The organism is Caulobacter sp. 10L414 (genome assembly GCF_056395525.1).
Genome location: NZ_JBFTJR010000013.1, coordinates 17096 through 29530, shown reverse-complemented (window position 1 = coordinate 29530; position 12435 = coordinate 17096). Strand labels below are relative to the sequence as shown.

Sequence of the window (12435 nt, the reverse complement as noted above, 5' to 3'; positions counted from 1 at the left end):
CAGTTCTCAGACGGCGGCCGGATTGACGCCAACGCCCACGCGGGCGCCGTCAGCCTGTTCCTGAACGAGGAAGACCTGCTGCTGATCCAGCCAGGTGAGCTGGTCCCCGACGATGGTTCCGGCGACGTTGGCAACGACGATGTCGGCCGAGCCCTGGCCGCCGTGCGCGACCATGGCGCTCCAGGCCATCATCGGATAGCTCTGCCCGCCGGCCGAGACGGAATAGGTGGTCATTTCGCTGATGTGTTCGGCGACCTGTTCGACAGTCATGAGATGAAGCCCCCTCGCGCTGGCCCTTAGCGGCCCGCGAAATCCACCCTAAGGCGCAACATGCTAACCGCAGATTGCGCCCAGGGCGTCGAAGGGCCTTCAGACCAGCCGCGGAATCGGCGGACCGAACGACAGGATCTCGTCCTTCCAGTCGGGCTCAGGGATGAGGCCGCCCAGCATCTTCTTCAGATAGAAGGCGAGAGCCGACTGCTCGTCGGCGCTCAGTTCCGAACAGGCTTCCTGGTGCAGCGGCGCCAGTTCGTCGCGGATCCGCTGCAGCAGCGCCGCCCCGCCTTCGGTCAGGCGCACGACCACCTTGCGGCGATCATTCGGCGCCCCGCCCCGCTCGACCAGGCCGTCGCGGATCAGGCCGTCGATCGACCGGGTCAGGGTCGTGCGATCGGCCGCCGAAAGCTTGGCCAGACGCGTCATCGAACACTCGCCGAACCGGGCCAGCGACAGCATCGCCACCCACTTCGGGAACGACAGACCGTGACGCGCAACATGATCGGCCGCCAAGGCGCGCCGATGCTGCTCGGTCTGATACATCAAATAGCTCAAATAGCTGGGCAGGGGCATGGATTGCCCCTCCCTCAAGTCATGCTCAGGCATGGTGTCCCCCCGCGCCGTGCGTCTTGATCTCACAACCTCTGCTGTCGCGCAATCGCCACGAGGTCCCTAGCTCCCCTGGCGTTCACCATGTCGCGAAACGCCTGTCTCGCCCGCACGTTCCGCAGGCGAGAAAGACCCCTCAGAGGCGAACTCAGCGCCGAGGCGCGGGCGGGGCCGGAGGCGCGGGCGGCGCCGGCGGTGCGGGCATGCCGCGAATGACGGTGATGCGCTTCACCCGATTCCCGCAGGTCTTCAGCGACAGCCCCGGCGGCAGACGGGCCTCGCCGCAGGCGTCGTCCAGTTGGTCCTGGGTCAGGCCGCGGGCCCCGCTCAGGTCCACGCCCTGCAGGCGCACGCCCGACAAGTCCGCGCCCTTGAAGTCGGCGCCGGCGAAGCTGCCGCCCCGCAGGTGCGAGGCCGTCAGCGAGGCGTTGCGGAACTGGGCGCGATCGAAGCGGCCGCCGCTGAGATTGGAGCCGTTGATCTCGGCGTTCGAGAAATCGGCGCCGCGCGCGTTCACCGACGACAGGTTGGAGCCGTTCAGTTCGGAATTGGCCAGCCTGGCGTCGATCAGGGTCGCGGCCTCGAAATTGACCCCGTGCATCTCCGACGAGGTCATGTCGGCCCGCGACAGGTTGGCGTTCTGGAAGTTGGCACCGGCCGACTCCACGCCCGACAGGCGGGCGCCGTTGAAGTTGGCCTTCTCGAAGTTGGCGGCCCGCATCTCGGCGCCGCGCAGGTCGGCGCGGGTCAGGTCGGCGGCCTCGAAGTTCGAGCCGAAGAACACCGCGCCGCGCAGGTCCGCGCCGATCAGGTTGGCCCTGGCGAAGTTGGCGCCGGTGAACTTGGCGCCGGTCATCTTGCGGCCGGCCAGATCGCAGCTGACGCACACCCCGCCCAGCGACACCAGGCGCGCCACGTCCTTGTCCTCGATCGAGGCCTTGGCCTGGGCCTGGCCGGCCAGGGTCGTCAGACCCATGACCAGGGCGGCGGCGAGTGTCATGCCCATGCGGGCCATCGGCGGTCTCCGTTCGGTCGATAAGCGACCTTGCTTGGTAACGGTTTGAGCCGCGCACCGACGCTAGACCACTTAAATCGCGGTAATGACGGGGATTCGTCATCCCCGTCGCCCGCCAAACGCTTGTTGGCATTAGCCTTCCAGCGCCCGCCGCGTCAAACCGCCGCGCCCGTCCCGGCTCAGTAGAACGTCACGTCGTCCAGTTCGAACCACAGCTTGGMCCCGGCGGGGCGTTCGCCCTCGACGCCGACCTGCAGCAGGTCGGTCCCGGTGAAGGCCGCCTTCTCCCTGCCCGCCGGCTTGAACGCCGAGAATGGCAGTTCGATCGTCCGCCATTGCGGGCCGGCGTCGACCTTGGCCGTCCAACGGCCGGCCGCGCCGACCAGGCTGACGACATAGGCCCCGCCGTCGCCGCGCACGGACAGCTTCAGCCCCTTGAAGGCGCTGGCGTCGGCCGGAACCACCGAGCCGCGGGTCAGGGGAAGCAGGATCCCGGCCGAGGCGTCGTCCTTGGTCGCCATCCGCGCGCCGACGCTCAGCACCTTGCCGCCGCCTTCGCGCTCGATGACCTGCGAGACCTCCAGGCTGCGGTCGCGACCGCCRTCGAAATCGTCCAGCCGCAGGGTGTCCAGGCTGGTGCGGCCGTCGGCGCGCTCGAAGTCGTCGATCAGCGCGCCCGCCTTCACCGCCGGCGGCGTCAGCTTGTCGTTGGCGGCCGAACGCACTGCGCCGGGGCCGAAGGACGGCTTGCCGTCGATGAACACGCGCTCGACCTTTCGGGCGTCGGAGATCGTCTCCCACGGCTTGCCGGCCACCAGCACGAAGTCGGCCCGCTTGCCGGCTTCCAGCGTGCCGCGGTCGGCCAGCATGTTCATGGCCTTGGCGCTGCCGGCCGTGCCCACGGTCAGGGCCTGGGCCGGCGTCAGGCCGGCCTGCACCAGCAGCTCCAGCTCGCGCAGGGTCGACGAGCCATGCGGCGTGCCGGTCATGCCGGCGTCGGTGCCCAGGGCCAGGGGCACGCCGGCGTCGTACAGCGCCTTGGCGTTGGAAAGGGCGTAGCCGAACTTCAGGCGGCTCTGGCGCGCGCGCGGGCTGTCGGGATCGGCCGGCGGCTTGGCCCCCGGCTTGACCGGCTCGTAGACCGCCAGCGTCGGGGCGTAGAACAGGCCCGAGGCCTTGATCGAGGCGATGGTCTGCGCATCCAGCGGTTCGTCCTGCAGGCTGTGGGCGATGACGTCGACGCCGCTGGTCGCCGCCACCTTGCCCTGCTCGACGGTGACGGTGTGGGTCAGCACCTTCAGGCCATGCTTGTGCGCCGTCTCCGTCAGCGCCTTCAGGGTCCAGGCGTCCATGCTGGTGTTGTCGGGCGCCGAGCCGTAGCGCCAGCCGTCGGTGAAGGCCTTGATGGCGTCGGGCTTGTAGGCCGCGATCGCCTCGACGGCCGCGCGGGCGCCTTCCGGCGTGTCGACCCAGCGGGTCGTGGCCTGGTCCGCCCAGTCCGCGCCGTGGCCGCCCGGCGTGCTGATGCGGGCGACGAAGTTGACGTGCGGCGCGGTCAGCGTTCCCAGCCAGGCGCGACGGGGCGCGAAGCTTTCCGGCTGCTGGTGGAAGTCGTTCACCGTCGTCACGCCCGAGGCCAGGTAGGCGTCGGCGATCTTCGGGATTACCGCCGGGGCGCCGGCCGGGGTCCAGTGAGTGTGCACGTCGAACAGGCCCGGGATCAGCGCCGCGCCCTTGGCGTCGACGATGGTCGCGCCCTTGGGAGCCTTCACCTTGGGGCCGACCGCCAGGATGCGGCCGTCCTTGACCACCAGCGTCCCGCGATAGGGCGCCGCGCCCGTGGCGTCGAAGATCTCGGCGTTGACCACCGCCAGCGGCTGGGCGGCCGCCAGGGAGGTCGAGAGCGCGGCGGCGCAGAGGCCGCCGAGCAGGATGCGGGCGCGGTTCATAGGCGGTCGTTCCTCGTTCGAACGGGCGCTTTCAGACGCGCCCATCCGTCATGACGAACCAGGCGCGCAAAACCAGCAGTCCTCCCCGCCGATCGGCATGCCGGGGGGCAAGGTTTCGACCGCGCCGCTGCGCGGGGCGGCCAGCGCCTTGCGGTCGCCCGAGGTCAGAAGGCGCGCGATGCGCCCCGCCTGGTCGGCCTCGGCCCCCTGCCCCTTCCAGCCCGACAGGGTCTTGGCGTAGCGCAGCAGGGCCGCGTCGATCTGGGCGGCGGCGGTGGGCGACAGCGTCTTGTCGTCGAGCACGGAAACAAGATCGCCGATCAGGCGCGCCCGCACGCGGCGACGAAGCTCGCCCGTGCGGCCGTCGGCCTGGGGCCCGCCCGGCGCCACGGCCGCCAGCAGGACGTCCACGGTCTCGGTCACGTCCAGCTGGCCCGCATCGCGACGCTTCTGCTCGACCAGGCGGTTCAGGCGCGCGGGCGTCAGCAGCAGCGACAGCGGAAGGTCGGCGGCCGTTTCGGCGGCCGTCGGCAGGTCGAACACCGACGCGCCCGAGGTCGGGAAGATCTCGATGGCGTAGGCCTTGTCGCGCGAGCCCGACATGCCCGACGACAGCAGCGACAGCAGCGGATCGGGCAGGTCCAGCGCCGTCGGGTCGAGGGTGCGCACCAGGGCCGCCAGAGCGCGACGCTGGTCGGCCGCCGGCGTAGCAGGCGCGGCCTCTCGACCATCGCCCACGACGGCATAGCCGTAGTCGACGCCGCCCACGAACTTCACCGCGGCCTCCACCTGGTAGCGATGGAAAAGATAGATCGGCACGAGCGCGCGACGCAGGTCGGCCGCCGGCGAACCGGCCGGCACGCTGTTCAGCCCGAAGCGCGACAGGGCGATGCGCCGTACGGCCATGACGTTGTCGAGCTCGACCACCGGATCGGCGCCGTTGTCCCACAGCGCGCCGTAGGGCTGGGCCGAGGCCGCGCCGCGGGCGTCGGCGTCGGAAACGTAGCGATAGCCCTTGGCCTGGGCGTCGCGGGCCAGCCTGTCGAGGCGCGCGGCCTCGTCGCTTCCGGGCGCGCCTTCCGAGTAGAGCCAGTCGATGGCGAAGGCGTCCCAGACCCCCACGCCCTTGGCGTAGGCGTCCGACAGGTCGAGGCGGTCGCCGTCGATCTTCACCAGCGGCGCGGGGTAGTCCATCACCGAGGCGCGGCCGTACACGCTGCCGGCGAAATTGTGCGACAGCCCGATGGCATGGCCGATCTCGTGGGCCGACAACTGGCGGATGCGGTTCAGCGAGATCTGGATCGGGTCGTCCGGACCGCCCTTGCCCGTCTTGTCGGCGCCCAGCAGCCCCTCGAAGATCATCCGGTCCTGGCGGATGCGCAGCGAGCCAAGCTGCACCACGCCGCGCACGATCTCGCCGGTGCGCGGATCGACCACGGTCGTGCCCGTGGACCAGCCCCGCGTCTGGCGGTGGATCCAGTTGACGACGTTGTAGCGGGCGTCCATCGGGTCGGCGCCTTCGGGCAGCGGCTCGACGCGGAAGGCGTCGACGTAGCCGGCCGCCTCGAAGGCCTGGTTCCACCAGCGCCCGCCCTCGACCAGCGCGCCGCGCACGGGTTCGGGCGCGCCGCGATCGACATAGAAGATGATCGGCTTCTTCACCGGCGACCTGGCCGCCGTCGGATCGGTCTTTTCCAGGCGGAAGCGGCGCACCAGGCGCTGCACCGTCGGCTGGTCGAGGCCCGCCGCGTAGTCGGCGAACAGCACCTGGGCCGAGGTGCCGGTGCGCGGATCGAAGGCGCGCGGCGTAAAGCCCGGTCCCGGCAGGCGGATGAAGCTGTGGTGGACGCCGAAGGTCACCGCCCGGGCGTCGGGGACGATCCCAGAGACCTCGCCGCCCGGATCGTCGGCGGTGAAGGTCTGGCGGGTCTCGAACTCGAGGTTGTCGGGAAACAGGCCGACATGGCCAAGGTCGACATAGCTCAGCGTCGGCGCAGCCTTGAAGCCGCCCTGCTTGGCGTCCTTCAGGGCGCCGGTGATGTTGAAGGCGTCGCGCAGCAGGAAGCCGGCCAGGTCGACGGTGAAGCCGCCGTCGGGCGTCTCGCCCGTCACCTCGCCCGACCACACCACCGAGCCGGGGAAGCTGTCGCGGACCGTCCGCTGCTCCTCGACCGTGCCGCCGAGGGCGCGGAAGCCGAAGTTCTCGAACTCGGCCAGCACCCGTTTGCCCACCCGGCGGAAGACCAGCACCTGGGTGTCGCCGGTCGCGGCGCGGTCCAGCCCCACGGGCGTGGCGCCGAGGCCCCCGCTGAGGCTGGGCTGATAGAGGAAGCGACCGGAAATCCCCTCGGCGTCGGGCGCCGGCAGGCTGACCACGACCGCGCCCTTGGCGGCGTCGGTCTTGACCGGCAGCAGGCTGGGCGCGCTCGCGGGAGCGGTCTGGGTTGCCGGCGGGGCGGCGCTGGCCGGAGCGGCCGACAGCGTCAGGACCGCGAGCGCGCTCGCCATGGCCAAGGCGCGCAGCGACGCACCGCCGAAGTCCCATTTCCTCATCTGCCCCTCCGATTCCCGCTCAAGTCGCGGCGGGCGACGGTTTCGCCCCGAGCCGGTGCAGGCAAGCCTCTTTTTGCTGGCGACGGCCTCAGCGGATCTCGCGGGCCAAGGCGCGGGCGACGAGCTCGCCAGCCTGCCTGCAACGGTCCAACGGCGGGCGCCGGGCCTCGACCAGGCGCGGTGCGGACGGAAGCCGTTCAGGCGTGGGCGGAATGGAAAACGGGCTCATGAGCTCGCCGTGTCGAAGGCCTTGGCCTCCGCCTCGAACTCCGCCAAGGCGGCCTCGGCCGCGTCGGCCATCCGCCCCCATTCGGCGATGACGCCTTCGAGGTCAGGCGAGACCGCCTCGGGAACCGCCAGCCCGGCCTCCAAGTCGTCGAGGACCGCGTTCCAGTCGCCGCGCAGCCCCCGCACCCCGGCCACCGTCGTCGCCAGTTCGGCGGCCGGGGCGACGAGGTCGTGCAGGGCGATCTCGCGGCGCGTGCGCGGCGCGGGGCTGAACGCCCACTGCTGGGACGGCAGGCCGGTCTTCTCCCACAGGCGCAGCGGCGCGCCGGCCTGCACCTCGGCCACGTCGAGCGCGTGACCCGGGAAGGCGACGTTCTCCAGCGCAGCCCCCTGGAGCGGGGGAATGCGGAAGAGGTCCGCGCCGGCCGGCAGATCCGCCACCCTGTCCACGCGGGGCGGCGGCCCCTCGCTGACCAGCGGAAAACCGAACGGCGTCGAGGCGTTGGCCAGCGTCCAGAGCTTCTCGTCGGCGGAGATGTGCAGATGCAGCGCCGGATCGGCGGCGGATCGCAGGCGATGGGCGTCGAGAGCTGGATCGAGTTGCAGGCGCCAGAACTGGCGCGCGGCGCCGCCCTTGACCGGCTCCAGGTGCGCGGCGCCTTCGTCGTCGTAGGCAAGGCACAGTTCGGGCGCCTCGCGCAGCGAGATCCGCACCGCCGGATCGCGCTCGAAGGCGGCGAAGGCGGCCGCGAAGGCTCCGGCGCGCGTGGCGAAGCCCCGCATGGCGGCCGCCAGGGCCGTGGCGCGATCGGCGCGCATGCGAACCTGCAGGCGCAGCGCATCCAGCGCCGCTGCTCGGTCGCCGCCCAGCAGCTGACGATAGAGCGACGGCGCGACGTCGCGGCCGTAGGAAACCAGATCGCGAGCGAAAGCGGCCATGCCCAGCTGCAGGTCCAGCCCCTGCCCTTCCAGCACCGCGTCCAGGTCGGTCCAGGCCGCGATCAGCCGCTGGGCCTCGGCGCACAGTTCGCCGACCTCGCCGGCGCGACCGCCGCGACGGGGCTCCAGGGCCGAACCGACCACCTCGCCAAGAAAATCGACGATATCGCGACGCTGGCGCGAGGCGCGCAGCGCGGTCCGGGTCTCGCCGGCCACGCGGCCGAGCGCGGCGACGTCGCGCCAGCCGGCCAGGCCCAGGTCGAACAGGTTTCCCGATTGAGCGGAGCGGCCGCTGGCGTCGCCGGCGAAGAGCAGAAGCCCGTTCATCGCCAGCCCCGCGGCTCAAGCCGTCGGTCCTCGATGCTTCGCAACGCCGCTACTCCACGCTGGGGTCGGCGATGGGCCGCTCGCGAGCGTCACGAGCGGCCCCCGCCCCGCATGCGAAGAGCCCCCCCAAGACTTCCTCGCGCGCTAATGGCCGTGGGAAACCCGAAGCCGTCATGGCGGACGGCTTCGGGTCCCTGATCGCTGGGCGTCCGCTCTGGAGGCTTTGCGGCCCGGCCGCCCGTGATCTGCGACAGAATGTCCCAAGCCCTACAGCCCCGCTGTGCAATTTGTCACAGGGGTCAGGCGGGGTCGTTTCAGCGGCGGGAAAGATTGAAGATCGAGACCGGCGGGAAGCTCTTGCGCGGCGAGGTCCGGCCCACGTAGCCGCAACGGAAACGGTCGGCGTGGCGCGTAGCCAGGATACCCGCCATCGCCTCGCTGACATAGGCAGCGCCCGGCGCGACGTCGGGCTCGATCCGCGCGGCGACGACCACGTGGGCGCCGACCACGGCCTGCGCGCCGGTGATCGGGTTCACCCGCAGATGCACCGGGCCGTAGTGGCCGCCGATCCGCAGGGCCAGGTGGCGCGGCAGGCCGCGCGCCCTCAGGTTCAGCCGGCGATGGGTTTCGAGCAGCACAAGCGCCGCCTCGGCCGCGTCGGACGGCTGGTCGAAGACCAGGAAGACGCCGTCGCCCCAGGTCTCGACGTGCTCCGGCGGCGCGGAGAGCCCGGCGATCGCCTCGGCCATGCCCGCCATGATCACCTCGAAGAAGGCCGGCACCTGGGCGTCGTGCAGCGCGCCGAAGCCGCGCACGTCGATGAACAACATCGCCTTGACCCCGCGCTCGCTCGTCGCCGGCGAGGCGGCGGCGAGCGCCGCGTCGGGCGCGGGCCGCTCGAAGGGAAGGATCGCCTGCGGACGGCCGGTCTCGCGCCAATAGGCGATGTCGGCCGACGCGCCCGCCGGCCCGGCGGCCGATCGCCCGTCCCAGACCGCGACCTGGACCGCCCGGGTGGACAGGCCCTCGGCCCGCAGGATCGCACAGCCGATGGCGAAGCGGCTGGCATAGGCGAAGACCTCGTCGTCTCCGGCATAGGGGTCGCGCGCGGCGAACCGCACGGAAGCGGCCCTGGCCAGGCAGGCCTCGAACCGCCCCACCCAGCGCTCTCCGAACGGCCGCACCGAGGTCTCGACATAGGAGGCCAGTCCCAGCGGCGCGACGACGTGAAGCTCGCCGCCCGCCGCCAGCAGGGTCTCGGCCCAAAGGATGTCGGCCCCGGCCGCCAGGCCGCCGTAGCCGAAGCCGATCCTCTGGGCGCGCACCAGATCCGCCATGCGCGCCTTGAGCGCGGCTTCCTCGCCGGGTTCGCGCGCGGTGAACATGTGACCGGTGAAGTGGGCCGTCGCGGGCGGCCGCAGGATTTCGAGCCACGAGGTCGGCGCGCCGATCTCGGCGGCGATCATCGAAAGCTGGCGCAGCGTCGAGGCATGGGCCGAAAGACTGCTCGGCGCCTGCGCGACCGCCGCGGTCAGCATGTCGGCGGCGGCCTGCCGGCGGCCCAGCAGAAACAGCGCCTCGGCGCGGCTGGCGCGATCGAAGTACCCGGCCTCGCCCTGCCCTGCGGGCTGACCGGCAAGATCGATGGCGGCCGTCGCCAGTTCGCTCGCCTGGCCCATGTCGCCCGCCAGCAGGCTCATGGTGGCGGCGTTGACCAGTCCATAGCGCCCGCCGCCGCTCGCGGCCGCGGCGACATAAGCGCGGGCCGAGGCGCGCGCGAACGCCCGCCGCCGGGCGCCTTCGGCGCTCAAGGCGACGTCCTTCAGGAGGCGTCCTCCCAGAGACAGAGCTTCGGGATCGTCGGGAACGGCAAGGCCCAGCCGCACGAACTCGGCGCGGGCGAAATCCGTCGCGCCGGCGCGAGCCAGGGAAAGCACGGCCGCATGGGCCAATGTCAGGGAGTGTCCGTCCTCGTCGAGCGCGCGACGCGCCAGATCGTAGGCGGAAAGGTGCTCGCCGCGCCGAAGCAGCGCGGCGAGCTCGTCGAAAGACGCCTCGGCGCCCAGCTTAGCGGCCGACGCCGTTTTCGATCAGCGGGTCCAGGTCGATCGCCTGGCCGAGCGCGTCATGCATGAACAGGCTGTAGACGAAGATGCCCATGCGCTTGCATTCGTAGACGACCTTGAACTGCGAGTACGGAACCGGCTCTTCCGCGCCCGGGGGCGTGTAGTTGGTCCAGTAGTAGCTGGAGAAGTTCTGGCCCCAGTCGTTCTCGAACGAGATCGGGGTCGGCTGGAAGCCCCAGCCCTTCGACAGCAGGTCGTCGCTGAGACGGAACTGCAGCACGCAGCGCTGCTTCAGGTCCAGGTCGAGCGGTTCCGGCGGGTTCGGCGCCAGATCCATGAAGCTGAGGTTGCCGTCGAAGCCGACGATGATGTCGATGACCAGATCCGGTTCCGGATTCGTGCCGCTGTGGCTGAGCATGGAAAATTCCCCCAATAGGCGAGTTAACCTAGAGATGAATCGCGTGAAAACGCAACGAAGTCGGGTCTCGCATAACCGTGTAAACGAAGTTTGTTCACTATGGCCGAGGCCTCGGAAATTCTTCCCTGGCTGTGCAGAGCCCGCGCCAGCACGTACAGCGCCTCGGGCGAAAGGGTCTCGCGGCGCGGCCCCAGCAGGCTGACAGCGTCGGCCGTCCTGCCTTGCGCGATGTGCGCCATGCCCAGCAGCCAGGCCTCCAGTTCGGCGTCGCCCTTCTTGCCCGTCCGGCCCGCGAGCGATTGCTCGATCTCGCGCGCCGCGGCCCTGGCGGCCTCCGGCTTGCCGTCGACTTCGGCCAGACGGATCGCCTGCACCCGCAGCTTTCCGCTGAGCCGCGACATCCAGGCGTAGACTTCGGGGTTCAGCGCCCGCAGCCGCTCGATCCTGCGCGTCGCCTCGGCGTGGACCGCACGGGCGGTCGGCAGATCACCGGCGGCGAAGGCGACATCGAAGGCGTCGAGCTCCACATTGGCCGCGTAGTCCAGCCAGGTGGCGTTCTCCGGGTCCAGAGCGGTCAGCTCGCGGAAGCCGCGCCGCGCCCCGTCGACGAGGCGGCGGGCCTCGTCCACGCGCCCCAGGTCAAGGGCCCGCCGCGCCAGACCCAGCTGGCCGGCATAGAGCTTAGCGGCCATCGGCCGGTTCTCGGGATCCTTCTTCAGCAGCCCGCTCATCAGGGCCTGGGCCTTGACCCGCTGCTCGTAGGCGTAGCGCATCTCGCCGAGACGATAGTGGGTGTCGGAAAGCCAGGCGTGGGAGTCGGCCAGGTCCTTCACCGGCTGGATCGCGTCGGGCGACGCCTTGACCACCGCCTCGAAGCGGGTCTGGGCGCCCTCGAAGGCCTCCAGCGCGTCGCGCGAGCGTCCTTCGTCCAGCAGCAGGGTTCCAAGGTTGCTGCGGGCGTAGGCGACCTCCATCCGCCAGTCGATGTTGCCGGGATCCAGCTTGGTCAGGCGCTCGGCCAGCTCGCCGTAGCGCCGGAAGCCCGCCTCGGCGTCGGCCGTACGCGCCAGGCGCCAGTCGACATAGGCCAGCCAGAACACGTTCTGGGCGTGGTCGTAGAGACGCTTGCCGTCCTGCGGATTGCGGTTCGACAGCGCCTCGGACGTCAGGGCCGCCTGCGAGAAGGCCTGACGGGCGCCCTTCAGGTCGCCGCGCTTGTCGCGGATCTCGCCCAGCAGGGTCTGGGCCTTGGCCTGCTGCGACAGGTCCTCGTCGTCCAGGTCGCGGGCGTCGATATGGGCGTAGTGCGCCAGGGCCCGGGCGCCGACGCCGTCGAGCACGTCCAGCCGTCCGACGGGCTCCAGCTTCTTGCGCAGGTCGCCCAGCATGTAGGCGACCAGATCCTCGGCCTCGGCGCGCTGGGCTTCGGCCTCGCGGCGGGCGTCGAAGGCCACCACCGCCAGCGCGCCGGTGACGACGGCGACGCCGACCGCACCGGCCGTGGTCGCGGCCATCCAGCGCGAACGCCGGCGGGCGTCGCGCTGGATCAGGTTGTCCAGCCGCACGCCCAGCAGCGTGGCGGCCACCTTCAGGAACGCCAGCCGGCGGCCGTCCCCGCCCGGACGCAGGTCCGCCGCCAGCGGCTCGCCGCCGGGCGGGAACGCCTCGCGCAGCACCGGCGGCAGGCAGTCGATGACCTCGCCTGCGCCTTCCGGCGCGTCGACCAGCACGCAGATCACCCGCTGGGGACCATGGGTCGACAGGAAGTGGCGGATCTCTTCGCCGACCCACTTGGAGCGCCGCGACGCCTCGGAACAGACGACGATCAGGTGCTCCGAGCGGTCCAGGGCCTCGCGAATCGCCCCGCCCAGGTCGGCGGCGGCCGACAGCTCGGCGCGATCGCGGAAAATCGGACGCAACGGACGCGCGTCGGCCGGCCCCACGCCCCTGGGCGGGCGATAGGCTTCCAAACTCTTGTGCAGCCAGTCGACCAGCTTGCCGTCGCCATGGCTGTAGCTGATGAAGGCCTTGTAGTTTAAGTCCCCCATTGCCCCC

At 71.2% G+C, this 12435-nt stretch carries 9 protein-coding genes; all 9 read right to left on the bottom strand.

Annotated elements, in window-relative coordinates; all coding sequences use genetic code 11:
* Positions 1-6: 6 nt before the first annotated feature.
* Positions 7-270: a hypothetical protein gene (locus AC1DCG_RS07325; RefSeq protein WP_477030067.1), complete on the bottom strand. Its 264-nt coding sequence runs from the start codon at positions 268-270 to the stop codon at positions 7-9.
* 99 nt (positions 271-369) lie between these two features.
* Positions 370-819 (bottom strand): MarR family winged helix-turn-helix transcriptional regulator, encoded by a 450-nt coding sequence (locus AC1DCG_RS07320; RefSeq protein ID WP_240903492.1) that lies wholly within the window; start codon positions 817-819, stop codon positions 370-372.
* A gap of 214 nt (positions 820-1033) precedes the next feature.
* Entirely contained in the window at positions 1034-1900 is an 867-nt protein-coding gene (locus tag AC1DCG_RS07315) for a pentapeptide repeat-containing protein (RefSeq protein ID WP_477030066.1), read from the bottom strand.
* Positions 1901-2079: 179 nt separating this feature from the next.
* Positions 2080-3849 (bottom strand): CIA30 family protein, encoded by a 1770-nt coding sequence (locus AC1DCG_RS07310; protein WP_477041434.1) that lies wholly within the window; start codon positions 3847-3849, stop codon positions 2080-2082.
* A gap of 48 nt (positions 3850-3897) precedes the next feature.
* Positions 3898-6402 (bottom strand): zinc-dependent metalloprotease, encoded by a 2505-nt coding sequence (locus AC1DCG_RS07305; protein WP_477036397.1) that lies wholly within the window; start codon positions 6400-6402, stop codon positions 3898-3900.
* Between the two features lie 225 nt (positions 6403-6627).
* The gene (locus tag AC1DCG_RS07300; protein WP_477036398.1) at positions 6628-7896 is read right to left on the bottom strand and encodes a hypothetical protein; all 1269 of its coding nucleotides are present in this window, start codon (positions 7894-7896) and stop codon (positions 6628-6630) included.
* Between the two features lie 314 nt (positions 7897-8210).
* The gene (locus AC1DCG_RS07295) at positions 8211-9926 is read right to left on the bottom strand and encodes a tetratricopeptide repeat-containing protein (protein WP_477030110.1); all 1716 of its coding nucleotides are present in this window, start codon (positions 9924-9926) and stop codon (positions 8211-8213) included.
* Positions 9927-9963: 37 nt separating this feature from the next.
* Positions 9964-10380, bottom strand: coding sequence for a hypothetical protein (locus tag AC1DCG_RS07290; protein WP_477030062.1), 417 nt, complete (start codon positions 10378-10380; stop codon positions 9964-9966).
* 23 nt (positions 10381-10403) lie between these two features.
* Positions 10404-12428 (bottom strand): TIR domain-containing protein, encoded by a 2025-nt coding sequence (locus AC1DCG_RS07285; RefSeq protein WP_477030061.1) that lies wholly within the window; start codon positions 12426-12428, stop codon positions 10404-10406.
* Positions 12429-12435: the final 7 nt, after the last annotated feature.

What these genes read in the sequence shown, in the direction of transcription:
- AC1DCG_RS07290 (WP_477030062.1), bottom strand. Translation starts at nt 10,380, where the DNA reads ATGCTCAGCCACAGCGGCACGAATCCGGAACCGGATCTGGTCATCGAC.
- AC1DCG_RS07320 (WP_240903492.1), bottom strand. Translation starts at nt 819, where the DNA reads ATGTATCAGACCGAGCAGCATCGGCGCGCCTTGGCGGCCGATCATGTT.
- AC1DCG_RS07285 (WP_477030061.1), bottom strand. Translation starts at nt 12,428, where the DNA reads ATGGGGGACTTAAACTACAAGGCCTTCATCAGCTACAGCCATGGCGAC.
- AC1DCG_RS07315 (WP_477030066.1), bottom strand. Translation starts at nt 1,900, where the DNA reads ATGGCCCGCATGGGCATGACACTCGCCGCCGCCCTGGTCATGGGTCTG.
- AC1DCG_RS07325 (WP_477030067.1), bottom strand. Translation starts at nt 270, where the DNA reads ATGACTGTCGAACAGGTCGCCGAACACATCAGCGAAATGACCACCTAT.
- AC1DCG_RS07305 (WP_477036397.1), bottom strand. Translation starts at nt 6,402, where the DNA reads ATGAGGAAATGGGACTTCGGCGGTGCGTCGCTGCGCGCCTTGGCCATG.
- AC1DCG_RS07300 (WP_477036398.1), bottom strand. Translation starts at nt 7,896, where the DNA reads ATGAACGGGCTTCTGCTCTTCGCCGGCGACGCCAGCGGCCGCTCCGCT.